Genomic DNA, 22,677 nt, shown 5'->3' on the forward strand with positions numbered 1-22,677 from the left:
TAGAAAGCAGAAACCGGCATTTTGCCGCCGGAGTAAGCTGACCTATGCTAACCCTGTGTGATGAAACGCGTTTTCATGGCATGTCTTCCGGAACGTTTTGCTTTATTTGTTCGTCGTGAACCCTGGGCCGCCCCTGACTGGTGCGGCTTTTCTTTTTTGTTCGGCAGTGCCAGCGGCGGGGAATTTTGCTATGTTAACCCGCAGATACGCTTCCCGTTTTCAGCCGCCGGATCGACTCATGTTTACCCACAAAGCAATCGCCGCGCTCAACGCCCTGGAGCTGATGGTTTATAACTACGTCAGCAAACACAAGAATCAAGTGATGTACATGACCATCCGCGAACTGGCCGAGGCCGCCGGCGTGTCCACCACCACCGTGCTGCGATTTTGCAAAAAAATGGGGTGTGACGGCTATTCGGAATTTCGCATCCGTTTCAAACTGTACCTGGAGCAAACCGATGCGCCGCCGGTCGATTCCGGCATCGGCGAAATTCTCAGTTTTTTTAAAAGCGTCAGCAACGATGAATTTAATCAGCTGCTCGATGAAGCGGTGCGGCATATCGCCGCCGCCGAGCGAATTATTTTCGTCGGCATCAGCACCTCCGGCGCCCTGGGGAAATATGGCGCGCGTTTCTTTTCCAACGTCGGAAAATTCAGCACTCATATCGACGATCCTTATTATCCCGTCAACAGCGATATGTATAAAAGCGCGGTGGCGATCATGTTGTCGGTTTCCGGCGAAACCGAAGAAATCCTGCGGCTGGCCAGCCAGTTCAGCCTGCACCACTGTAAAATCATCAGCATCACCAACAACGAAACCTCTTCGCTGGCGCGGCTGGCGGACTTCAATCTGTCTTATCACGTCCCGCAACACTTGATCGGCGATCATCATAATATTACTACGCAAATCCCCGTGCTTTATATTATTGAAACCATCGGCAAGCGCCTAGGAAGAATGAACGCGATAAAATAAAACAGGCTGTTTTTTTATTGTGACAAATCACGTTTTACGGCGATTTGTTATATCGTGACATTTCTTTCGGTCTTGTTACTCTATTGGCAACGCGAACGTTATTACCCTTCATTAAATAAGATGAGACATTGACGATGAAACAGTTGCCGAAAGATTTTCTGTGGGGAGGCGCGGTCGCCGCGCACCAGGTTGAAGGCGGTTGGGATCAGGGCGGCAAAGGGCCAAGCATCGCCGACGTGCTGTCCGGCGGTTCGCACGGCGTGGATCGCGTGATGACCGACGGCGTGCTCGACGGCTATCGCTATCCCAACCACGAAGCGGTGGACTTCTACGGCCGCTACAAGCAGGACGTGGCGCTGTTCGCCGAGATGGGCTTCAAGTGTTTTCGTACCTCGATCGCCTGGACGCGCATTTTCCCGAACGGCGACGAAGCAACGCCGAACGAAGCCGGCCTGCAGTTTTACGACGACCTGTTCGACGAATTGCTGAAATACGGCATCCAGCCGGTGATCACCCTGTCCCACTTCGAAATGCCTTACCATTTGGTAAAAGCCTACGGCGGCTGGAAAAATCGCCGGGTGGTGGAGTTCTTCGTGCGCTTTAGCGAAGTGGTGATGCACCGCTACCGCGAAAAAGTGAAGTACTGGATGACCTTCAACGAAATCAACAACCAGAGCAACTACCGCTACCCGCTGTTCGGCTACTGCTGTTCCGGCGTGGACTATACCCAGGAAGACAACCCCGAGCAGACGCTGTACCAGGTGTTGCACCACCAGTTCGTCGCCAGCGCGCAGGTGGTCAAACTCGGCCATCAGATCAACCCGGAATTCAAGATCGGCTGCATGCTGGCCTGCGTGCCGTTCTACCCTTATTCCTGCAAGCCGGACGACGTGATGTACGCCGTGGAAGCGATGCACCAGCGCTATCTGTATACCGACGTGCAAATGCGCGGCTACTACCCCAGCTACCTGCTGCGTGACTGGGAACGCAAAGGGCTGAAGATCGAGATGCAGCCGCAGGATGCGCAGATCCTGCGCGAGGGCTGCACCGATTACATCGGCTTCAGCTATTACATGAGCAATGCGCTGCAGGCCAACGCGGTGGACGGCAGCGACGGCATGTTCGGCTTCCCGGGCAACGTGCCGAACCCGCACGTCAAAGCCTCCGACTGGGGCTGGCAGATCGATCCGGTCGGGCTGCGCTATTCGCTGAACGTGCTGTATGAACGTTACCAGAAGCCGCTGTTTATCGTGGAAAACGGCTTCGGCGCCTTCGACAAGGTGGAAGCGGATGGCCAGATCAACGATGACTATCGCATCGACTATCTGCGCGCCCATATCGAAGAGATGAAAAAAGCGGTGATTGAAGACGGCGTAGACCTGATCGGCTATACGCCGTGGGGCTGCATCGACTGCGTGTCGTTCACTACCGGCGAGTACAGCAAGCGCTACGGCTTCATCTACGTCGATAAACACGACGACGGCACCGGCACGCTGGAACGGTCGCGCAAGAAAAGCTTCGACTGGTATCGTCGGGTGATCGCCAGCAACGGCGAACAGCTGTAACCGCCGCAGCTCAGGGGCGGTGACGCCCCTTCTCGCCCATGCCGAACGGCATGGGCGTTTTCGCTTATATCGCCGGGAATGGCGCCCCGACATAATTTTCCGCCAGCATCGTCATGGCGCTGCGCGATTTCACCGTGTACTGCAACTCTGAGAGTTGCAGCCGGTGTTCGAAAGGCGTGTCTTCCCGCCGGGTGTGCAGCATGTGGGTCATCCACCAGGAAAAATGCTCGGCGCGCCAGACCCGCTGCAAGGCGGTGTCGCTGTAATCGTCCAGCCGTTGCCAGTCGCCTCGCCGGTAAAACGTCTCCAGCGCCTGGGACAACAGGCAAACATCGGCCATGGCCAGATTCAACCCTTTGGCGCCGGTCGGCGGCACGATATGCGCCGCGTCGCCCGCCAACAGCAGGCGCCGGTAGCGCATCGGTTCGGTAACGAAGCTGCGCATGCCCACCACGTTTTTCTGAAATATGCGGCCCTTTTTCAGCGTCCAGCCTTCATGGTTTTCCAGCCGCTGCTCCAACTCGCGCCAGATACGATCGTCCGACCATTGATCGACCTGTTCCGCAGGATCGCACTGAAAATACATGCGCTGCACGCCGGGCGAACGGGTGCTGATCAACGCAAAACCGCGCGGATGGCAGGCGTAGATCAGCTCTTCGCTGGACGGCGGCGCTTCGACCAGAATGCCGAACCAGCCGAACGGATAGGTGCGGGTGTAATCCTGCCGCAGCCCGCCGGGCATCGCCGCGCGGCTGATGCCGTGGAATCCGTCGCATCCGATGACAAAGTCGCAGCGCAGCCGGCGCGGCTGGTCGCCATGACGGTAGTGAACCTCGGGCTGCGCGCTGTCCAGCGCCTTCAATTCAACCTGCTCCACCTCGAAAAACAGATGGCCCTGCGCCGCCAGACGCGCGGCGATCAGGTCTTTCAAGACTTCGTGCTGGGCATAAACGGTGACGGCGCGCTCGGTCAATCCGGCCAGATCGATGCGGTGCTGCCGGCCGCCGAACGCCAAGCGGATCCCCTGATGCCGCGCCCCTTCCCGCCGCATCCGCTCCCCCAATCCGGTCTGCTCGAGCAGATCGACGGTCCCCTGTTCGAGCACCCCGGCGCGAATGGTCGATTCCACCGCCTCCCGGCTGCGCGTTTCCAACACCACCGATTCCACACCTTGCAGGTGCAGCAGATGGGACAACATCAAGCCGGCCGGACCGGCGCCGATGATCACAACCTGTGTGCGCATAGCATGACTCCCTCATAGCATTTTGTTGAGCGGCGCCGGCAGCGCCGGGATGGCCAACAGCGTGAAAATGGTGCTGAACGACAGCTGCATCTGCATCAGCACGCCACCGCTCATCGCCCCCAGAATGCCGCCAAAACGCCCGAGACCGAGCATCCAGGCCACGCCGGTCGCCCGGCTCTGGGTGGGATAGAACCCGGCCGCCAGGGCCGGCATGGATGACTGGGCGCCGTTCATGCAGGTGCCGGCGATGAACACCGTGAGCGCCATCAGCAGCGGAGAGGTATAGACATAGCCGATGATGCCGACGAACAAACCGGTCAGCAAATAGCCGACGGCCACCACCTTGTGCGGGTTCATGCGATCCATCGACCAACCGATAATCAATACGCCGAGCCCCCCGCCGAGCGGAAACAGCGCGGTGATCAGCGACGCCTGCGTAACGGAGGCGCCGGTTTCACGGATCAGCAGCGGCAGCCAACTGGTCAGCAGATAGAAGATCATCAATCCCATGAAGTAAGTCAGACACAGCATCAACGTGCCCAGCAGATAGCGACGCGAAAAGATCATGCCCAGCGGCGACGCTGCCTTTACCAGCCCCTCTTCCTGCAACATGAAGTGCGGCGGCGGCGTCATTCGGATCGGCGCAATGCGCTTCAGCACCTTGGCGATGCGCTCTGCGGCATAGCCACGCGCGACCATGAAGCGCACGGATTCAGGCAAGGCGGCGATCAGGACCAGCGCCAGCAGCAACGGCATAACGCCGCCCAGCACCAGCACGCTCTGCCAGCCGAAATGCGGGATCAGCCAGGCGGAAGAAAAACCGCCCAGCGACGAACCGAGAGGGAAACCGCAAAACATCAGATTCACCATCAGGGCTCGGCAGCGCTGAGGGGCATATTCCGACATCAACGTGGCGGCGTTCGGCATGGCCGCCCCCAGTCCCAGCCCGGTCAAAAAACGCAGCAGCGTCAGCGCCGAAAGCGAGCCGGCGAAGGCGGTCAGCAGGCTGAAGCCGCCGAACAGCAGCAGCGAAATCACCAGCACTTTCTTGCGGCCGATGCGATCCGCCAACGGGCCGGCGGCCAACGCGCCTACCGCCAGACCGACCAGAGCGGCGCTCATTACCGGCCCCAGCGCGGTTTTGTCTATTCCCCACTCCTGCACCAGCGACGTGGCGATGAAGCCGATAATGGCGGTATCGAAACCGTCCAGCGCGACCGCCAAAAAACACAAAGCCAGTATCAACCACTGGTAGCGAGAAAATGGCTGGTTATCGATAAACCCTCGAATTTCTACGTTGTTATCATGCGGCATGGCTTGCTCCTCAGAGAGTGCGGCAAACCTCGCCGCACGGAACAGCCGGCTGCGAGCCGGCGAGAGGGTTAATTTGTGCGATTATCGGAATATAGTTCGTTAATCGACAATCAAATCAAACCACCCCACGGCAAATGCTTCAATATTGTTAAAAAAATAAGCGTGCGATAAACGAACATCAGAAAGCGGTAAATAAAATAATTTTATTTACTATTAATTGGATATGGAGATTTAAGCCGTGACTGCGGCATGGGGAGTTGTGATTTTGTTAACATTTTAAAAACATCATGAGCGCCCGGTCTGACGTTGACCCTGGGCCGGAGGGAACCGGCGCCTGTCAAACCGCGCTCGCCGCCTAAAAACAGGAAACGAGCGCAAGCCTCGGCGCTATTGACTCACGGCGCCGTTTGCGCGGCGGCGAGGTATTTCGCCATTTCCGCCGTCGGCACCATGCCGCCGCCGGTCGCCCATACCAGATGCGTCGCCTGGGCCAGGCTCTCCGCGCTCACGCCCTGCTCGCTGAGCTGCCGCGCGTGAGCGGCAACGCGCCACGGCCCGGGCATGCCGGCCAGGGCGGAGGGTTCCAGCTGGATATGCTCGTGCCTGTCCAACAGCCCGAGCAGCGCGAACATCTCTTCGTCGCTCAGGGTGTAAAACGCGCTCAGCAGGCGCTCCATCGCCCGGCCGACAAAACCGGAGGCGCGCCCCACCGCCAGTCCGTCCGCCGCCGTGCGGTTGTCGATGCCGAGATCTTGCACCGCAATGCCGTCATGCAACCCGCTGTAGACGCCGAGCAGCATGCAAGGGGAATGGGTCGGTTCGGCGAAAATGCAGTGAACATGATCGCCGAACGCCAGCTTGAGGCCAAAGGCGACTCCGCCCGGCCCGCCGCCGACGCCGCACGGCAGATAAACGAACAGCGGATGCTGCGCGTCCACCACGATACCCTGTTCGGCAAACTGCCGCTTCAGGCGGCCGCCAGCCACCGCGTAGCCGAGGAACAGGGTTTGCGAGTTTTCATCATCGATAAAGAAGCAACTCGGATCGTCCGCCGCCTGTTTGCGCCCTTGTTCGACCGCCACGCCGTAATCGTCGGCGTATTCCACCACCGTCACGCCATTGTCGCGCAGCTTCTGTTTTTTCCACGCCCGCGCGTCCGCCGACATGTGCACGCTGACGTCAAACCCCAACCGGGCGCTGATGATGCCGATGGATAATCCCAGATTGCCGGTCGATCCGACGGCGATGCGGTACTGGCTGAAGAATTGACGGAACTCGTCGGAAAACAGTCGGGCGTAGTCGTCGCCGATCTTTAGCAGCCCCGCCTCCAGCGCCAGTTTCTCCGCATGCGTCAGCACCTCATAGATGCCGCCGCGCGCCTTGATTGAGCCGGAAATCGGCAGATGGCTGTCCTTTTTCAACAGCAGGCGCCCGCCCAACGTCTGCCCATAGCGCCGATCCAACGCGAGCTGCATGGCCGGGATCGCCACCAGCTCGGATTCGATGATCCCCTTTGTCGGTTGGGTTTCCGGGAAGGCCGCGGCAAGATAAGGCGCGAAACGCGCCAGGCGCTGCTCCGCGTCGGCGACGTCGGCGGCGGTCAACCCGACGTGGGGCAACCCTGCGGCCAGCGTTGTCGCGCGCGGATTGAACCAGGTGATCGGCTCTAGCGCGACCATGCGTTGCAACAGCGGATGCTGGGCGACCCACGATAGGATCTGTGATTTCTGCATAAGTGTCCCTGACTGATGTTGGCGTTGCCGTCACCTTGCCGCGAACGCCGGCGGCTGACAAATGATAAATTCTGAGCTTGAGGTGCACTAGATTGATGCAAGCGCGACGTTAGCCGGCCGTCACGCCAAACAGCAGGCCGACGCCGGAAGAAACCGCCATCGCCAGTGCGCTCCAGATGAGGATGCGCGCCACGCCCGGCAAGATCGGCGCCCCGCCGGTTTTCGCGGCGATGCCGCCGAGAACGCCGAGGGAAATCAGCGCCGACGCCACCAGCGCCGGCCGCGTCCAGGCGACCGGTACCCACATCGCCACCAGCAGCGGCAACAGCGCGCCGAGGGAGAAACTCAGGGCCGACGCCAACGCAGCCTGCAGCGGCCGGGCGCGGGTGGCGGAGGAAATACCCAGTTCGTCGCGCGCGTGCGCCTCCAGCGCATCATGCGCCATCAGCTTTTCCGCCACCTGCCGTGCCAGCGCCGGATCCAGACCGCGATGCACGTAGATTGACGTCAGTTCGCGAAACTCCCCCGGGTAGTCTTCAAGCAGCTCCGCCTGCTCTTCCGCCAGCGCGGCCTTTTCGGTATCCGCCTGCGACGAGACCGACACATACTCGCCGGTGGCCATCGACATCGCGCCCGCCACCCACCCGGCGACGCCGGCGATCATCAGCGTGGAATGCGAGGCGCTGGCCGCCGCGACGCCCAGCAGCAGACTGGCCGTTGAGACGATGCCGTCGTTGGCGCCGAGCACCGCCGCCCGCAGCCAGCCGATGCGTTCAATACTGTGCCGCTCTCGGTGCATCCGTTCTCTCCCTCTGTGAGCGTTGCGCTACTCGCGCGCCGCCGCTTCCAACCCGGCGATGTCGATTTTGCCCATCAGCAGCATCGCTTCCGTTACCCGCCGCACGCGGGCGGCGTCGGGGTCGTTCATCAGCTCGGTCAGGCGCCGCGGCACGATCTGCCAGCACAGCCCCCAGCGATCGCGCAGCCAGCCGCACTGCTCCGCCTCGCCGCCCTCGCTCAACGCATCCCACAGCCGGTCAACCTCCGCCTGATCGTCGCATTCCACCATCACGGAAAAGCTGTGATTGAACGGATCCAACGGCCCGGCCTCGATCGCCGCATAGCGCTGGTCACCCAGAGTGAAGGAGGCCAGCTTCACGCTGCCGGCCGGGCCGCTCGGCGTATCCGCCGGCAGATCGGAAAACCAGTTCACGGACGAACCGGGGATCAGCGCGACGTAGCAATTCAGCGCCGCTTCCATGTCTTTTTCAAACCACAGATGTTGCGTAATTCTGGCCATCTGCGCCTCCTTTACGCATCGAGGATCGGCGCGAAACCGCCGAAGATCATGCGTTTGCCGTCGAACGGCATCTCGCCCAGCGCTTTCATGCGCGGATCGTTCATCATTTTCTCATTGGCGGCGTCGCGCACCGCTTTGGAGGGGTACTCTATCCAGCTGAACACCACCACTTCGTCTTCCTGGGCTTTCACCGCGCCGCGAAAGTCGGTGAGCTTGCCATCGGGCACGTCATCGCCCCAGCACTCCACGATGCGCGTGGCGCCAAACTCTTTGAACAGCGGCGCTGCCGCCGCCGCCAACCGGTGATAAGCCTCCTTATTGGCGGCCGGCACCGCCACCACAAACCCGTCTACGTATTTCATTCTGGCATCCTCTTGTCTGATTAAGGACAGTCGGTTCGGCGCAGGCGGAAATGCCCGCGTCCCTTACCAGTTTAGACCGCAGGCACGCAGCGCGGATCGGAAGTTCAGCGGCCGTGACAGGCCGGCGGAGACGATTCCGGTGTGGCGACCCGGTTGCGGCCGGCGTTTTTCGCTTTGTACACCGCCAGATCCGCCAGCTTCAGCAGATCCGCCAGGCTTTGGCCGGAACCGCCCGGGCAGGTCACCATGCCGATGCTGACGGTGATCTGCAGCGGATGCCCGGCCGGCATGAGGATAGACTCCGTTTCGATGCGTTGCCGCAGGCGTTCGGCCAATTGCCATCCCTGCTGCGGCTGGCCGAGCGTCGAAACGATGGCGAACTCTTCGCCCCCCATGCGGCCGAACAGGTCACCGACGCTCAGATCGGCGGCGATCGCGCGGGTAAAGGCCATCAGCGCCTGATCGCCGCCGGCATGGCCGAAACGGTCATTAATCGATTTGAAATAGTCGATATCGAGCATCATGACGCACACCAGCTCGCCCTTTTGGTCTATCAACCGTTCGCCGCGTTGCATAAACGCATTGCGCGTCAGCACGTGCGTCAACGCATCGTGATTCGCCACGTGCTCCAGCGTGCGCAGCAGCGCATTGCGCGCATAGTTCATGCTGGCCACGGCGATGGGCCCCAGCGCCAGCAGCGCGATGCCCAGGCGCATGGATACCGCGTTCTGCAGCACCTTCATGTCGAGCGTGGTGCTAAGCAACCCGAAATCGATCGCCAGATGGCACCACAGCACGTAAACCAGCACCGCGATCATGGTGCAGAACAGTGAGAAGGACATCGCCAGCCACAGCAGCACCGGCATGGGAAAGATCACCGCGCCGGGGCCGCCAATCAGCACGCTGCACACCGCCGCCAACACCAGCAGTGCCAACACGGCCAGTTTTCGCCCCGCAATTGGCCACTGGCTGCGCTGCGAGAGCATACTGCAGGCCGCGCGCAGCCGATGCCGCCAATCGACGGGAAACGCCAGAATGAATGGCATCAGCGTGACGTAGTTGGTGAATTCAGACGAGAACCATAGCACCAGCGAGGTCAGATAGGGTCGGCCGAACAGCCACTGCGAGGCCGCCGCGCCCACAACGCCGGTAACGGCGGCAGCGGCCAGGCAGATACCGAACAAATACATGCTGGAAGCGCCACGCTGCAGCGTGCGCGCCGGCGGCGGCAGGCGCATGAACAACAGATACCCTACCACCACGCCGGCCAGATTGGCGGCGTTCAACAACAGCGCCTTTTCCAGCGAGCTGCCGGTCAGCAGATCCGCCGCCAGATACCCCAACACCGCCATGCCCCAATCGGCGCGCGTGGCCCACCGTGATCGGCGCACCAAAACGGCCAGCAGCACGGCGTTAGCCGGCCAGAATATCGCCAGAAAACTGCCGGGCCGGCTCACGATGCCCAGCAGACACAGCGCGAACACCAGCAAAAAAAAGCTGAGCGCGGGCCAGATTTTCCGGGTATCGGACAACGAGGTGGTTTGCATCTTGGATCCAGAGACTTCCGCTAGCGTAAGGTGACAGTCTTTGCGTGTCACAACCGTCGACGATGAGGAGAAGATAAACGGCCGACCCGCCTATTATTGCCAGTTTTTCCTGCCCGGACACCTGTTTATTCATCAAGGGAAAATATATTTGTGTATCAATATATTGACAGGAATCACCCTTCCGACGAACAAACTGCCGCGTCCCTCCCGTCACTGCGATCGTTATTGCCATCCATCCGAATTTTTACCGGCAAAATCGCCGTCTTTTTCCCTAATGACAAAATTAAATCGTGCAATGAAGGGATACCGGTATTCCTCTCTATTCAAAACCTATAAATGATAATTATAATGATAATTGTTACTATTTATTATTTTTTCATGGAATTATATGCACCAGTCAGTTCTTCGCCGCCCCAACAAAAACAAAAAAAATCACGTTTTCCGCACGCTGCCCCTGATCGCCGGCCTGTTTCCCGCCCTGACGATCGCCGCCGCGCCCGACGCAAAAAAGGAAGACGCCATCACGGTGACCGCCACCGCCCTGCCTGCCGGCAGCTATAGCGCCGATACCGCCTCAACCGGCAGCAAAACCGCCACGCCAATCGGTGAACTGCCGCAATCGGTCAGCGTCGTCACCTCACAGGTGATTGACGACTTCCAGGTCAAAAGCGTCAATGACGCGATGAAATTCGTCAGCGGCGTCACCCAGGGCAACACGCTCGGCGGCACCGAGGATGGCTTCGTCAAACGCGGGTTCGGGGTTAACTCCGACGGCTCGGTGTTCATCGACGGCGTGCGCAGCAACCAAGGGCTGAGCATGGACGCCACCACCGATCGCGTCGAGGTCCTGAAAGGTTCCGCGTCGCTGCTGTATGGCATCCTCAGCCCCGGCGGCGTCATCAATCTGATCAGCAAAAAACCGCAGTATGACTGGAACATCCACATCAGCGGCGCCACCAACAGTTTTGGCGGCGGCAGCGGCAGCGTCGATGTGACCGGCCCGCTGGGCGGCGGCTTCGCCTTTCGCCTGATCGCCGAACGCCAGCACGCAGATTACTGGCGCAATTTCGGCAGCGACGAACACACGCTGATCGCCCCCTCGCTCAGTTGGTTCGGCGACCAGGCTTCCTTTAACATCGCCTACAGCGAATACAAGTACGACATTCCTTACGATCGCGGCACCGCATTTATCGACGGCAAACCGGTCGATGTGCCCTATAACCGCCGCTTGGATGACTACGCGAACCATGCCTGGGGCAAGAACAAACGTCTGAACGCCCATTATGAGTACGCGCTCGATCCGATCTGGACGACCCGGTTCAACTACGCCTGGCTGCAACGCCGTTACGACAGCAACGAAGTGCGCGCCACCGCGGTCGACACCACGACCGGCATCGTCTCGCGCCGCGCCGACGCCAACCGCGGTTTCAATCATCAAACCCACTATTACTCCTGGGATCTGACCGGTTCGCCCCAGCTGTTCGGCATGCAGCACGATCTGCTGCTGGGCGTGGACTACGAGAAAAATCAGACCTACAAGGCCTATTCCTACCGCGGCAAGGTCTCGAAGACCTTCAACATGTACGACCCGGTGTATGGCGAAACGCCGATCACCGACAGCACCACCTACAGCGACGCGTCAAGCAACCTGCGCGCCACGCTGTTCAGCCGTTCGCTGTACGCCAAGGACAGCATTCATCTTACCGATCAATGGATCGCGGTGCTGGGCGCGCGCTATCAGTCGTATTACCAGAACAACAGCAACGGTTTCCAGAAACCAAAAAATACGCTCAATGACAAAGACGACCAGTTTTTGCCGCAGGCGGGGTTGGTGTATAAGCTGACGCCGAGCCTGTCGCTGTACGGCAATTACAGCCGTTCGTTCACGCCGTCCACCGCCATCGACGACAATGGCAACGTCGCCACGCCGGAAACCGGCACCACCTATGAGGTGGGCGGAAAATGGCAGATCACCCCGGCGTTTGACGCCACGCTGGCGCTCTATCGCATTGATGAAAGCAACATGTCGATCTTTATCAACGGCGTGACCCGCAGTATCCCCAAAGCGCGCTCCACCGGCGTCGAACTGGAGTTGAACGGGGAAGTGGCGCGCAACTGGGATCTCACCGCCAACTACAGCTACGACAAGACCGAAATTGTCGAAGACAACCTCAACCCGGACAACGTCGGCAATCGGCTGGTCAACGCCCCAACCAACATGGGCGGCCTGTACCTCAGCCGCCGCATGACATTGCCGGTGGTGCCCGGCGAGGTGCGCATTGGCGGCGGCGCGCGCTACGTCGGCCGCCGAGCCGGCGATCCGGAGAACAGTTTCACCATGCCGGCCTATACCGTGGCGGATGCCTTTGTCGCCTGGGACAGCAAGCTGCTTGGGAAACATACCCAGCTGAAACTGAATGTGAAAAACCTGTTCAACCGCGAGTACTATGCCTCCAGCGCCGGTAATTTACGCGTGATTGAGGGTGAACCGCGCAGCCTGAGCCTGCAGGCGACGGTCGATTTCTAACCTGTCATGCCTTGGGCGCCGTTTGGCGCCCGTTTTCTTTGCGCCGGCCGCGGCACATCACATCGGCGAGAAAATCCAGCAACGCGCGGTTGAACAGCGCGGGCCGCTGCAGCGGCGCGAAATGGCTGACGCCCGGCAGCGTCGTCAAACGGGCGCCGGGAATGCTGCGGCTAAGATAGGCGGCATGTTCGGCGCGGATAAATTCATCGTGTTCGCTGTGAACGATCGTCACCGGCACGCGAATGGCCGCCAAATCCTGTGCGCGGTAGTCCGGCTGGCTGCTCATCATCAGGCTCACGGCGGCGACGAACGCCTCGAAATCGTCCGGCGTCGGCGACAAGGCGGCATAGTCCTGCGCATGGCGCGCAAAACAGCGCTCGACGATCGGGCTGGGCGCCAACGGTTTAACGCCGCTGGCGTCCATATTGCAGCCGAAGAAAAAAACGCCGTCCACCTGCCCGGGCGCCTGATGGGCGGCGATGAGCGCGACGCAAGCGCCGTCGCTCCAGCCCGCCAGCGCGGCGTGGGGTATTTGCAGCGCCGCCATCACCGCCAACAGATCATCGGCCATCCGATCGTAACGATACGGCCGGGCGTCGCGCGTGCTGCGCCCGTGCCCGCGGCTATCGATGAGCAACACCCCGTACCCGGCGGCCCGCAATGCCGGCAGCTGATACCCCCAGTTGCCGCTGTGGCCCAGGCCGCCGTGCAACAGGATCACCGCCGGTCCGTCGCCATAGGCGGCATACCAAATACGCGCGCCGTCGTGGTCAATATAACCCTGCCGGGCTCCCGGCGGTAAGGGCGGCGCCCCTAACGCGGCAAAGCGCGTCAAATCGTCGTCGATGTGCATCTTTCCCCCCTCGTTCGCCGGCGCGGTGCGGCGAAACGGCATCCAAGGAGTATAGATCGCACTGGCGGGCGGTAGCGTTCGCTTTCCCGACATATACTTAAAGGAGGAATCGCAATGGAGGACGGAGAGATGAAAAAGATAACGCTGGTGCTTTTGACGTTGTTGCTGAGCGGCTGTATCGGCGGCGGCGGCGGCCCGTCGAATGCGCCGCCGGCGTCGCCGAATGAGCCCTACACCTGCAGCAACTCCGGCGCCAACAGCGACTGTTCGCAGTCCGTGGAGCCGTCGATGTACTAGCCGCGTTCGGCGGGCCGTTGATGAACGACCCGCCGCCTCATGGCAGAACTAGGAAGAGTGTTCCTCTTCGTTAGCCTGATATCGTGTCGCCTGCTGCTTCATGAACACCACCTCCTGCGGGCTGGACAGGCTCACTTCCTGAGCGCGCAACAGCTTGAGGATGTTAAACAGCAGTTCACTTTTGGTGGCGCCGACCATGCGCGGGCTCGGCACATAGCCAGTCACGCTCAGGATAATGCCGTCCGGCCCCAACTGGCTGAAGCGCACGTAAGGTGCCGGCGTCTCCAGAATGGTTTCGTACTCGTTATAAGCGCTCAGCAGGATATTGCGCACCTGCTCCGGATCGATCGAGGTCGGGAACGTCAGCGCAATGGTCACCACGCCTTGCGCGTTGCCCATGGTGGCGTTACGTACGTTCTGTGAGATCAGCTGCGAGTTCGGTACGATCATGGTGGAGCGGTCGCTGAGCTGAATTTCGGTGGCGCGTACGTTGATGCGCCGCACGTCGCCTTCCACGCCGCCGATGCCGATCATATCCCCGACCTTCACCGGGCGTTCGGTCAGCAGGATCAGGCCGGAAATAAAGTTCTTCACAATCTCCTGCAAACCGAAACCGATACCGACCGACAGGGCGCTGACGATCCACGCCAGGTTGCTCCACTGGATGCCCAGCGCCGCCAGGGTGATCAGAATGACCAGCACATAGCCGATATTGCTGAACAGCGTCACCAGCGAGGCGCGGATGCCGACGTCCGAAATGGTCTTCGGCAGCAGCTCAGAGCCCAGCCAGCGCCGCACCGCGCGCAGGATGTAGATGCCGATCGCCAGGCAGATCACGGCGTTGAGCAGGTTGCCTGGCACGATGTTGAAACGCTGCAAGCCTTCGCCGGTCAGGATCGAGACGATTTTCTCCATCAGCGAGCCCGGCGTGGTGCTGCCGAACGAGCCGTTGAACAACGCGACGATCATCAACAGCAACAGAGAACATTTGGCCAGCGCGGTGGTGATGATCGCCACCTGCTCCAGATGGCGATCCTTGAAGCTGAGCGTTTTCTTCAGCATCTTGCCGCTGACGGTCTGCGGTGAAAACAGTGCGGCGCACAGGTCAGTGGCGAACAGCACCATGAAGTAGAACGCCATCAGCACCAGCACCACCCAGATGAGCTGGTAGGTCAGGAAGCGGGCAAAAGCGATATAGCCCACGAGCAGTGAAAGCAGGATCACCACCGAACACACCAGGGTGACGATATGCACCAGCCCGCCGACCAGCGTGCGTTTTTCCAGGTGCGCGCCCTGCTGCTCCAGACGGCGACGAATGCGCTGGCCGCGCAGCGGCGCCGCCAGCAGCACCATGCCGATCAACCCCGCCACCAGGCCGTTGCCGAAGATGGTGGTGGCCAATGAGGCGCTGACGACGTTGTTGATCAGCTCCACGGTGCCGAACGCCAGCGCCAGACCGGCCAGCAGCGGCGAGAAGTAACGCAGCCCGGCGGCCACTTCATTGTCCAGCGAAGCCAAACGCCACGACGGACGATTCAGCGACAGCGCCGCACGCCCCAGCCCGGCGATCAGCGCGCAGAAAATCCCCAGACGGTTAAAGCCTTCGGCGAAGTCTTCCAGCATCACCGGCAGCGGCTGCACGCGGATAAAGACGTAATACAGCAGGTTCAGCGCAATCGAGGTGGTGATCACCGTCACTGCCACGGTGATGATCGCCATAAAGCTGCGGCGCAAGCGCCCGTCCGGCAGGAAACGAATGCTGACCCAGGCGAGGAAACGCTCGGACAAATAGCGCCCCCAGGACCAGACGATCACCGCCAGCGCCAGCAACGCCAGCGTGCCGTACCGCCATTCGTCCTGCCAACTGGCGTCCCAGGCCGCTTTCATCTCGGCGTTGAACTGGTCCAGCCGCTGCACGTCATCCGCTGACGGCTGCACGACCGGCGTCCAGAATTTGACGCCCAAAATGCTGCCGGTGTTCAGCGCCAGCTGGGTTTTGAACGCCACCCGACGCAGATCGCTGATCTGCTGGCCAAGGTCGAAGGCGCTGGTCTTGATGGCCTGCGCGCGTTTTACCGCATCGTCCAACTGCTTCTTGCTGCTGTTCAGCGCATTGCGCTGCTGGGCGACGGCGGGAGTTTCCGGCAGCGCGCCGGCCGCCGGGGCCGGCCCCAGCACGTCCAGCTGCGCCTGCAGTTTTTCCTGCACCGGCTGCAGATCGGCGGACAATTTATCCATGCTGGCGACCAGATCGTCCGTCGCCAACCGCAGCTTGCTGAGCTGGGTGTCGGTCGTCGCTTTGGAAACCAGCTGCTTCATGCTGTCCAACTGCTTTTGCGCGGCTTTCAACTGCGTAGCGGGATCGGGCGCGCTTTCGGCGGCGGGATCATCCTGGGTGGCGGCGACGGCGGCGAACGGCGTCAGTTGCATACCCAACAGCAATAATAACAACAGCAGGAACGGGCGAGGCTTTAACATAAATTCAGTGCTCAGCATCATTATCTGATAGACAGACGAACAGGCGGCGGATGAACCGTCGCTTAACCATAAACGCTAATTATAATAGCTGCTTAATGTCGGCCGAAATACAGTAATTATTCCCATTGTGTGCCACGCGCCCGCGCTCGCCTTAGCTTGCTGATTATTCGGGCGCTTTTACACTGGCGATACGGCATGAAGCGCTCTATAATCCAGCCACCGATTAACCTGCAACCAATAAAAGGAGACTTACTATGCTGACGTGTGAATTGGTTTTTCACTCACACTTCTTTGGTAATCGTCGCCGCTCAAGCATTACCGGTATCGCGCTGCGATAACCCAGCTTGAGCGAAGCTTACTAAAATCCAGGATCTTCCCTCCGGCTTACCGGGTTATCGTCAGCAATGTTTGACGATAGGCATTGTTATGCCTGTAACTCTTGAGTAAGCAATGAGCACATTACTGTCTGCACAATCTGTCGGTTACGACAACGCGTTCGGCGTCCTGCTGAGCGAGATTTCCTTCAGCCTGAAAAAAGGCGACCGCATCGGTTTGATCGGCGATAACGGCTGCGGCAAAAGCACCCTGCTGCAAATTCTCAGCGGCGACCTGCCTGCGCACACCGGAACGGTGACATTGTCACATCAATGTCTGATGGCGCGCATCGAGCAGCACCTGCCGCCGGAACTGCACACCAGCACCCTGCTGGATGCGGTTCTGGCGCGGCTGCCTGCGGGCCAACACCTCAGCGAACGCTGGCGCTGCGAAGCGTTACTGGCCGAGCTGGGGTTTGAACCGGCGAGCTGGATGCTGACCGCCGGCACCCTCAGCGGCGGCCAGCATACGCGGCTGCTGTTGGCGCGCGCGCTGATCCGCCAGCCCGATCTGCTGCTGCTCGACGAACCCAGCAACCACCTGGACCTGCCCACGCTGCTGTGGCTGGAACAGTTCTTGCGTAACTGGACCGGCAGCTTCGTGCTGGTGTCGCACGATCGCTACCTGCTCGACCAGGTAACCAACTGCACCTGGATCCTGCGCGACAAAACGCTGCAGTTCTTCCGTTTGCCCTGCTCTGCGGCGCGCACCGCGCTGGCGGAACAGGACGCCGCGGACGAACAGCGGCGCCACGCCGAGCAAAAGGAAATCGACCGGGTGGAAAAAAGCGCCAAGCGCCTGGCGACCTGGGGCAAGGTCTACGACAACGAAGATCTGGCGCGCAAGGCCAAGCAAATGGAGAAGCGCGTCGATCGGTTGAAGGAAGAACAGACCACCCTGACCGCCGGCAGTCCATGGCGGCTGCGGCTGCAGGGAGAAGCGCTGGACGCCGATCGCCTGCTGGCGCTGCCGCACTGGGCGGTGCGCCCGGCGCCGGATGCGCCGGTGCTGTTCAGCCTGGAACATCTGCGCGTGAAAAGCGGCGATCGCATCGCCATCGTCGGGCGCAACGGCTGCGGAAAATCGTCGCTGTTGCGCCTGCTGTGGCGCGAGTATCAGCAACAAACGCAGCGCCCGGCGCTGTTCCATCCGCGCGTGCGTATCGGCTATTACGATCAGAGCCTGCAACAGCTGCGCGATGAAGACACGTTGAGCGAAGCGCTGGCGCAGTTTGCGCCGCTGACCGAGGAACAGCGGAAAATGGCGCTGATCGGCGCCGGGTTCCCTTACCTGCGCCACCATCAGCAGATCCGTTCGTTGAGCGGCGGCGAGCGTTCACGGCTGCTGTTTGTCGGCCTGACGCTGGCCAACCATTCGTTGCTGCTGCTGGACGAGCCCACCAACCACCTGGATATGGCGGGCAAAGAGGAGCTGGCGGAAACGCTGCGTCAGTTCCCTGGCGCCGTCATGCTGGTCACCCACGATCGGATGCTGATCGAACAGAGCTGCAACCGCTTTTGGCTGATAGACCAACAAAAACTGGAGGAGTGGCACGATCTGGCGCCGGTGTACCAGCGTCTGGCGGGTGAAACGCCGGCGCTGCCGACGGCGCACGAGGCCAACGCAGACGCCCCGACGCCAAACCCGCAGTTGGAAGGCGAAGAGGCGTTGCTGACCGCCCTGTTTGCCCTCGAAAGCAAACTGGAGGCCGACCTGGCGCGTAAACCGAAGCATCAAAAACCGGAGCTTCAGGCGCGCTGGCGCCGCGAGATTGCCGACATCACCGCCCGGTTGCATCTGGGCTAACCTTGACAGGCCGCCATCCGGCGGCCTGTTTTTTGACGGAGTGCGACATGGCATTTTCCCTTGAGCAAGCCTCACTCGCGCAGCGGCCGCTGCTGGCGGCCATGCTGTCCGATTGCCTTCGCGAGCTGGGCGTCGATGGCGATTACCCCTATTTGTCGCTCTACTGGCGCGAGGCCGGCCGCTACCCTTATTTGATGTTGAGCGATCGGCAAACCGCCGGGTTCGCGTTGGTCAGGCGTATCGATAGCGCCACCGTCGAAATGGCGGAGTTCTACATCAAGCCCGAATGGCGACGCAACGGGATGGGGCAACGGGCTGCCCGCGCCTTGTTCGCGCAGCATCCTGGCGGTTGGTCGCTGTCGGTCAGCCAGGATAATCCGCGCGGGCTGGCGTTTTGGCGGACGGTAGTACCGACCGGGGTCATGACTCAACCACTTTCGGCCCCCGACGCCATAATGCAGCTGCGCTTTTCATCCCCGCCGCCCTGAGCGACACATTACTTTCATCCTTTTATGGCAGGGTAAACCGATTCGTTCTTTGCTATCGAGCCTGCCATGACTTCACTTTCCCCACGGGACATCGAGGCGCGCTACCGCTTTGCGCGCGAGATCGCCCGCGCCGCCGCCGATCTCGCTTTCAGCTTTTATCAAAGGCGGCAAACCCTGGCGGTTGACTTTAAACAGGGGCTGCAGGACGTGGTCAGCGAAGCTGACCGCCGCGTCGAAGCGCTGATCCGCCGCATGATTAACCGGCGGTTTCCCCTGGATGGGTTTCTCGGCGAAGAGAGCGGCGGCACCAACGATAGCGCGGCCTGCCTTTGGGTCGTCGATCCGATCGACGGCACCGCCTGCTTCCTGAACGGGCTGCATACCTGGTGTATCGCGATAAGCGTGGTGATCGACGGTGAGCCGACGATCGGCGTGGTTTACGATCCTAATCACCGCGAGATGTTCCGCGCCTGCCGCGGCCAAGGCGCTTTCCTCAACGGGGAACCGATCGGCGTGCATGCCGGGCGCAGCGTCGCGGATGGCGTGATGGGCGTCGGGATATCACCTCGCGCCTCGGCGGCGGAATTCAGCGGTTTTCTCTGTCGCCTGCTGCAGGCGGGCGGCATGTTCGTGCGCAGCGGCTCCGGCGCGTTGATGACCGCCCAGGTGGCCGCCGGTCGGCTGCTGGGCTATTACGAACCGCACATGAATGCCTGGGACAGCCTGCCTGGGCTGGTGCTGACGCGCGAAGCCGGCGGCGTGGCGAATGACTTTATGCACCACAACGGGCTGCGACGCGGCAACCCGCTGCTGCTGGCCAACGCGGCGCTCTATCCGCAATTGGCCGAGCTGATTCAAACGCCGGGCTTGATCGGCTCGACGTGCCCTATCGCGCGTGAGATGGCCGGATAAAGCGCGCGCAGCCGCCGCTCGACCCGATCGACCGCATCGTGCGCGGCGGCGATGGTTACCGCCGGCGACACCCGGCAGTGGAAGTTGACGATGATGCCGCCGTCGGTTCTGCGCGCCCGGATGTTGTGCACGTCTTGCACCTTATCCCCCTGCTCCAGCGCCGACTGCAAAATCAGCCGGATATCGGCCAGCTCGGCGGCGGAAACATCCTCGCTGGCCAGCCAGTGCGGCGTCTGCGGCTCCAGATGGGTCTCTATCTCGGTGTCCTCGCCGATCGCCTGACGCAGGATCCCTTCTATCTCCGTGGCGATATCATGCGCCTGCGCCACGCTGGCGTTGGCCGGCACCGCCAGATCCATGCCGATCGCCATGTGCGTCGGCAACTGCTGCAAGGTGACGTTCTGCACCTGCGCGCCGTGATTGGCGGCGATCGCCCGAATGCGCGTCGCCATGTCTTCGTCGCTGCGGGTCTGCGGCACCGCGATGACGGTAAACTCCGCCTTGGCATACTGCTGCCGCAGCCGTTCGACGATTTCTCGCTTCAACGCATCGATGCGCTCCAGCGGCAAGGTGCGGCACACCGCCACCGTGATCTCGACAAACAGTACGGCGCCGGCGTTGCGAATACGCACGCTGTCGCAGGCCAGCACCGCCGGGAAGCTGTCCAGCGTGGCGCGAATCGCCTCGGTGGCCCCGGCGGGCGCGGCATCCATCAGCGAGTCGAAGGAACGTTTACCCAGTTTGATTGCCGCGACAAAGATAAAACCGGCGACGATCAGCGCGGCGATGGCGTCCGCACGGCCAAAGCCCAGCAGCACAAACACCATGCCCAGCAGCACCACGCCGGACGAAAGCATGTCGGAGAAGAAATGCAGCGCATCCGCCTCCAGCGCCGCGCTGTCGGTCGCCTTGGCGACGCGGCTGAGCGCCCGCACGCGGAAAAAATCGACGCAGATGGAAATCAGCAGCACCGCGATCACCACCGGCGCCGCGACTATTTCATGCGGTTGTCCAAGCAGGCTGCCGCCCGCCTCGTAGACGATCCAACCGGCGGCGCCGAGCAACAGCAACACCTCGAACAGCGCCGCCAGGTTTTCCACCTTGCCGTGGCCGAAGTGGTGATCGTCATCGGCGGGTTTATCGCTGATGCGCACCGCCAGCCAGGTGATGCTGGTGGCGATAAAATCGGTGAAAGAGTGGATCCCTTCGGATATCAGGCCAATACTGCCGGTAAAAATGCCGGCGACGAATTTGCCCGTGGCCAGCAACCCGCTGGCGATCATCGAGTTTCTGGCCACGGCCTGTTTTTCATTTTGCATTATGCTGCTCACATTCGGACGGTGATTTATTTTTTTACTTTAGAGGATAATTGCCAGACAAAGGCGATCAGCAGCATACTGCCAGAGAAAGTCAGCATGAGGCTAGTAAGAAAATTGGATTTTCCGGTGGAATAAAAATAAATCTCATTCACCCCCACCGAAATCATTAAAATGGCATAGAGCAATCCCAGAATAAGAATCGTCATTATTATCAACTCCCGTATCAGGCCGCGCGTTCAGCGCGCCGCTAAATCCTCCCCATAATAAATAGCGGTTACGGGGAGGATGCATCTAGGCGGATCTTTAGCGTTCATCAATCATCCCATTTGGTGCTCATATAGGCCGCCAACAGGCCCAGTGAGCTGATCATTGCCAGGAATCCCATAAAAATAGTCATGTTTCCCATTGTTTTGTCCTCAGGTTAAATGTTATCGATAAAATCCCCTTGCGTTAAATATCGGGGTTGGTCGGTGTCCATGGTTTTTTAACGTCCTCCTCTTTTTTTCAACATTCCCGCACTTTCAAGCGCGGGACCCGTTTAAATTCCCAGGACGTGCTGGGCAATTTTGAAATAGATAATCAGGCCGGTGCCGTCGATAAAGGTGGCGATAAACGGCGCCGACACCACCGCCGGATCGATACCGAGCCGTTTCAGCAGCATCGGGATGATCGACGAAACAATGGCGCTCCATACGGTGATCGCCACCAGCGACAGGCTGACCACCAGCGTCACCTCCATGCCGACGCCCATGATCCAGGCGCGCACCCAGGCCGCCAGACCAATGGTGACGGCGATCAGCAGCGAGGTCGTGACCTCTTTGCGGATCACCGCGCCCAGATTGCGCAGGCTGACCTCGCCCAGCGCCATGGCGCGCACCAGCGTCGAGGTGATCTGGGTACCGCTGTTGCCGCCGGTGCCGATCAGCAGCGGGATGAAGAACGCCAGCGCAATCGCCGCTTCGAGCTGATCTTCAAACGCTTTCAGCACGTTGCCGGTGTATGCTTCGGCCACGAACAGCATCAGCAGCCACACCGAGCGTTTGCGCCACAGCGCCCACGGGCTGGTCTCCAGATAAGGCTTGTCCAGCGGCAGGCTCGCGCCCTGACGCTGCGCGTCTTCGGTGTTTTCATCTTCGACCAGCCGAGCGATCTCGCGCTCGCCCAGCACGCCGACCAGCGTGTTGTTCGCCACGACCGGCACCACGTCCAAACCGCCTTTGCCCAGCAGATGCGCCACGTCGTTGCGATCGTCGTCGGGTGAAACCTGGAAATAGCTGTAATCCATCATTACGCCGACCGCTTTATCCTGTTCTTCGCACTGCAGCAGTTTTTTCACCGACAGCGTGCCGCGCAAATGATAATCGTCTGCGGTAATAAAGACCCGGGTGGGAATTTCGTCCGTTTTTAGCTGTGAAAGTAAATATTCCCGGGCATGCGTGACCGTCATCGTCGCGGGAACGGTAATAAAATCGGCGTTCATATAACCGGCGACCGAAGTTTCATCGAGAGTTTCAGTCGCGCGCAGCGCCGGAGAAGAAGAGTATTGATGTGACTTGATCATTTTGTCAGTCCCTATTTCTGTTGT

At 60.5% G+C, this 22,677-nt stretch carries 20 protein-coding genes; 7 read left to right on the forward strand and 13 right to left on the reverse strand.

Annotated elements, in window-relative coordinates:
• Positions 1-238: 238 nt before the first annotated feature.
• Together CPH57_RS08890 and CPH57_RS08895 are read left to right on the forward strand one after the other, a co-directional pair.
• On the forward strand, positions 239-973 hold the full coding sequence (locus CPH57_RS08890; protein WP_033643147.1) for a MurR/RpiR family transcriptional regulator: 735 nt from the start codon (positions 239-241) through the stop codon (positions 971-973).
• Between the two features lie 128 nt (positions 974-1,101).
• Positions 1,102-2,538 (forward strand): 6-phospho-beta-glucosidase, encoded by a 1,437-nt coding sequence (locus CPH57_RS08895; RefSeq protein ID WP_096242273.1) that lies wholly within the window; start codon positions 1,102-1,104, stop codon positions 2,536-2,538.
• 64 nt (positions 2,539-2,602) lie between these two features.
• On the opposite strand, the gene CPH57_RS08900 is transcribed toward CPH57_RS08895, so the two are convergent.
• From CPH57_RS08900 to CPH57_RS08930, 7 genes are all read right to left on the reverse strand, one after another.
• The gene (locus tag CPH57_RS08900) at positions 2,603-3,781 is read right to left on the reverse strand and encodes a 4-hydroxybenzoate 3-monooxygenase (protein ID WP_016927657.1); all 1,179 of its coding nucleotides are present in this window, start codon (positions 3,779-3,781) and stop codon (positions 2,603-2,605) included.
• Between the two features lie 12 nt (positions 3,782-3,793).
• A complete protein-coding gene (locus tag CPH57_RS08905) occupies positions 3,794-5,095 on the reverse strand; it encodes an aromatic acid/H+ symport family MFS transporter (protein WP_096242274.1) in 1,302 nt (433 codons plus the stop codon).
• A gap of 395 nt (positions 5,096-5,490) precedes the next feature.
• Complete coding sequence (locus CPH57_RS08910) at positions 5,491-6,828, reverse strand: D-serine ammonia-lyase (protein ID WP_033643150.1); 1,338 nt, start codon at positions 6,826-6,828, stop codon at positions 5,491-5,493.
• A 109-nt stretch (positions 6,829-6,937) separates the two neighbouring features.
• Entirely contained in the window at positions 6,938-7,627 is a 690-nt protein-coding gene (locus CPH57_RS08915; RefSeq protein ID WP_033643151.1) for a VIT family protein, read from the reverse strand.
• A 27-nt stretch (positions 7,628-7,654) separates the two neighbouring features.
• Entirely contained in the window at positions 7,655-8,128 is a 474-nt protein-coding gene (locus CPH57_RS08920) for a VOC family protein (protein ID WP_004938077.1), read from the reverse strand.
• A gap of 11 nt (positions 8,129-8,139) precedes the next feature.
• A complete protein-coding gene (locus CPH57_RS08925; protein WP_025302905.1) occupies positions 8,140-8,490 on the reverse strand; it encodes a DUF1428 domain-containing protein in 351 nt (116 codons plus the stop codon).
• Positions 8,491-8,594: 104 nt separating this feature from the next.
• A complete protein-coding gene (locus CPH57_RS08930; protein WP_033643152.1) occupies positions 8,595-10,037 on the reverse strand; it encodes a diguanylate cyclase in 1,443 nt (480 codons plus the stop codon).
• Positions 10,038-10,425: 388 nt separating this feature from the next.
• Between CPH57_RS08930 and CPH57_RS08935 the strand changes: the two genes are divergently transcribed.
• Positions 10,426-12,564 carry a TonB-dependent siderophore receptor gene (locus tag CPH57_RS08935; protein ID WP_369825810.1) on the forward strand — a complete coding sequence of 713 codons (2,139 nt, stop codon included), beginning with the start codon at positions 10,426-10,428 and terminating at the stop codon, positions 12,562-12,564.
• A gap of 4 nt (positions 12,565-12,568) precedes the next feature.
• Here the strand turns inward: CPH57_RS08935 and CPH57_RS08940 are convergent, their stop codons facing one another.
• Complete coding sequence (locus CPH57_RS08940) at positions 12,569-13,417, reverse strand: alpha/beta fold hydrolase (RefSeq protein ID WP_033643153.1); 849 nt, start codon at positions 13,415-13,417, stop codon at positions 12,569-12,571.
• 129 nt (positions 13,418-13,546) lie between these two features.
• On the opposite strand from CPH57_RS08940, the gene CPH57_RS08945 reads away from it, so the two are divergent.
• Positions 13,547-13,714: a hypothetical protein gene (locus CPH57_RS08945; protein ID WP_226886075.1), complete on the forward strand. Its 168-nt coding sequence runs from the start codon at positions 13,547-13,549 to the stop codon at positions 13,712-13,714.
• 48 nt (positions 13,715-13,762) lie between these two features.
• Here CPH57_RS08945 and CPH57_RS08950 read toward each other — a convergent pair whose 3' ends face one another.
• Entirely contained in the window at positions 13,763-16,192 is a 2,430-nt protein-coding gene (locus CPH57_RS08950; RefSeq protein WP_169539598.1) for a DUF3772 domain-containing protein, read from the reverse strand.
• Positions 16,193-16,642: 450 nt separating this feature from the next.
• On the opposite strand from CPH57_RS08950, the gene CPH57_RS08955 reads away from it, so the two are divergent.
• The 3 genes from CPH57_RS08955 (at position 16,643) to CPH57_RS08965 (ending at position 19,773) form a co-directional block, all read left to right on the forward strand.
• The gene (locus CPH57_RS08955) at positions 16,643-18,373 is read left to right on the forward strand and encodes an ABC-F family ATP-binding cassette domain-containing protein (RefSeq protein WP_096242275.1); all 1,731 of its coding nucleotides are present in this window, start codon (positions 16,643-16,645) and stop codon (positions 18,371-18,373) included.
• A gap of 47 nt (positions 18,374-18,420) precedes the next feature.
• Positions 18,421-18,861 carry a GNAT family N-acetyltransferase gene (locus CPH57_RS08960; protein WP_033643157.1) on the forward strand — a complete coding sequence of 147 codons (441 nt, stop codon included), beginning with the start codon at positions 18,421-18,423 and terminating at the stop codon, positions 18,859-18,861.
• A 66-nt stretch (positions 18,862-18,927) separates the two neighbouring features.
• Positions 18,928-19,773, forward strand: a complete 846-nt coding sequence (locus CPH57_RS08965; protein ID WP_033643158.1) for an inositol monophosphatase family protein — start codon at positions 18,928-18,930, stop codon at positions 19,771-19,773.
• Here the strand turns inward: CPH57_RS08965 and CPH57_RS08970 are convergent.
• The 4 genes from CPH57_RS08970 to CPH57_RS08980 all read right to left on the reverse strand — a co-directional run bounded on the left by CPH57_RS08970 (position 19,716) and on the right by CPH57_RS08980 (position 22,653).
• Positions 19,716-21,092 carry a cation diffusion facilitator family transporter gene (locus CPH57_RS08970; RefSeq protein WP_033643159.1) on the reverse strand — a complete coding sequence of 459 codons (1,377 nt, stop codon included), beginning with the start codon at positions 21,090-21,092 and terminating at the stop codon, positions 19,716-19,718. The two genes, CPH57_RS08965 and CPH57_RS08970, sit on opposite strands and share 58 nt — an antisense overlap.
• 26 nt (positions 21,093-21,118) lie before the next feature.
• Positions 21,119-21,298: a hypothetical protein gene (locus tag CPH57_RS08975; RefSeq protein WP_004938106.1), complete on the reverse strand. Its 180-nt coding sequence runs from the start codon at positions 21,296-21,298 to the stop codon at positions 21,119-21,121.
• 107 nt (positions 21,299-21,405) lie between these two features.
• Positions 21,406-21,498: a protein MgtS gene (mgtS, locus tag CPH57_RS24320; RefSeq protein WP_004938109.1), complete on the reverse strand. Its 93-nt coding sequence runs from the start codon at positions 21,496-21,498 to the stop codon at positions 21,406-21,408.
• Positions 21,499-21,630: 132 nt separating this feature from the next.
• Positions 21,631-22,653, reverse strand: coding sequence for a magnesium transporter (locus CPH57_RS08980; protein WP_033643160.1), 1,023 nt, complete (start codon positions 22,651-22,653; stop codon positions 21,631-21,633).
• Positions 22,654-22,677 lie beyond the last annotated feature (24 nt).

Source organism: Serratia sp. JKS000199, assembly GCF_900215455.1.
Taxonomy (GTDB): domain Bacteria; phylum Pseudomonadota; class Gammaproteobacteria; order Enterobacterales; family Enterobacteriaceae; genus Serratia; species Serratia ureilytica.

What these genes read in the sequence shown, in the direction of transcription:
- CPH57_RS08890 (WP_033643147.1), top strand. Translation starts at nt 239, where the DNA reads ATGTTTACCCACAAAGCAATCGCCGCGCTCAACGCCCTGGAGCTGATG.
- CPH57_RS08900 (WP_016927657.1), bottom strand. Translation starts at nt 3,781, where the DNA reads ATGCGCACACAGGTTGTGATCATCGGCGCCGGTCCGGCCGGCTTGATG.
- CPH57_RS08905 (WP_096242274.1), bottom strand. Translation starts at nt 5,095, where the DNA reads ATGCCGCATGATAACAACGTAGAAATTCGAGGGTTTATCGATAACCAG.
- CPH57_RS08910 (WP_033643150.1), bottom strand. Translation starts at nt 6,828, where the DNA reads ATGCAGAAATCACAGATCCTATCGTGGGTCGCCCAGCATCCGCTGTTG.
- CPH57_RS08915 (WP_033643151.1), bottom strand. Translation starts at nt 7,627, where the DNA reads ATGCACCGAGAGCGGCACAGTATTGAACGCATCGGCTGGCTGCGGGCG.
- CPH57_RS08920 (WP_004938077.1), bottom strand. Translation starts at nt 8,128, where the DNA reads ATGGCCAGAATTACGCAACATCTGTGGTTTGAAAAAGACATGGAAGCG.
- CPH57_RS08925 (WP_025302905.1), bottom strand. Translation starts at nt 8,490, where the DNA reads ATGAAATACGTAGACGGGTTTGTGGTGGCGGTGCCGGCCGCCAATAAG.
- CPH57_RS08930 (WP_033643152.1), bottom strand. Translation starts at nt 10,037, where the DNA reads ATGCAAACCACCTCGTTGTCCGATACCCGGAAAATCTGGCCCGCGCTC.
- CPH57_RS08935 (WP_369825810.1), top strand. Translation starts at nt 10,426, where the DNA reads ATGCACCAGTCAGTTCTTCGCCGCCCCAACAAAAACAAAAAAAATCAC.
- CPH57_RS08940 (WP_033643153.1), bottom strand. Translation starts at nt 13,417, where the DNA reads ATGCACATCGACGACGATTTGACGCGCTTTGCCGCGTTAGGGGCGCCG.
- CPH57_RS08945 (WP_226886075.1), top strand. Translation starts at nt 13,547, where the DNA reads ATGAAAAAGATAACGCTGGTGCTTTTGACGTTGTTGCTGAGCGGCTGT.
- CPH57_RS08950 (WP_169539598.1), bottom strand. Translation starts at nt 16,192, where the DNA reads ATGTTAAAGCCTCGCCCGTTCCTGCTGTTGTTATTATTGCTGTTGGGT.
- CPH57_RS08955 (WP_096242275.1), top strand. Translation starts at nt 16,643, where the DNA reads ATGAGCACATTACTGTCTGCACAATCTGTCGGTTACGACAACGCGTTC.
- CPH57_RS08960 (WP_033643157.1), top strand. Translation starts at nt 18,421, where the DNA reads ATGGCATTTTCCCTTGAGCAAGCCTCACTCGCGCAGCGGCCGCTGCTG.
- CPH57_RS08965 (WP_033643158.1), top strand. Translation starts at nt 18,928, where the DNA reads ATGACTTCACTTTCCCCACGGGACATCGAGGCGCGCTACCGCTTTGCG.
- CPH57_RS08970 (WP_033643159.1), bottom strand. Translation starts at nt 21,092, where the DNA reads ATGCAAAATGAAAAACAGGCCGTGGCCAGAAACTCGATGATCGCCAGC.
- CPH57_RS08975 (WP_004938106.1), bottom strand. Translation starts at nt 21,298, where the DNA reads ATGACGATTCTTATTCTGGGATTGCTCTATGCCATTTTAATGATTTCG.
- mgtS (WP_004938109.1), bottom strand. Translation starts at nt 21,498, where the DNA reads ATGGGAAACATGACTATTTTTATGGGATTCCTGGCAATGATCAGCTCA.
- CPH57_RS08980 (WP_033643160.1), bottom strand. Translation starts at nt 22,653, where the DNA reads ATGATCAAGTCACATCAATACTCTTCTTCTCCGGCGCTGCGCGCGACT.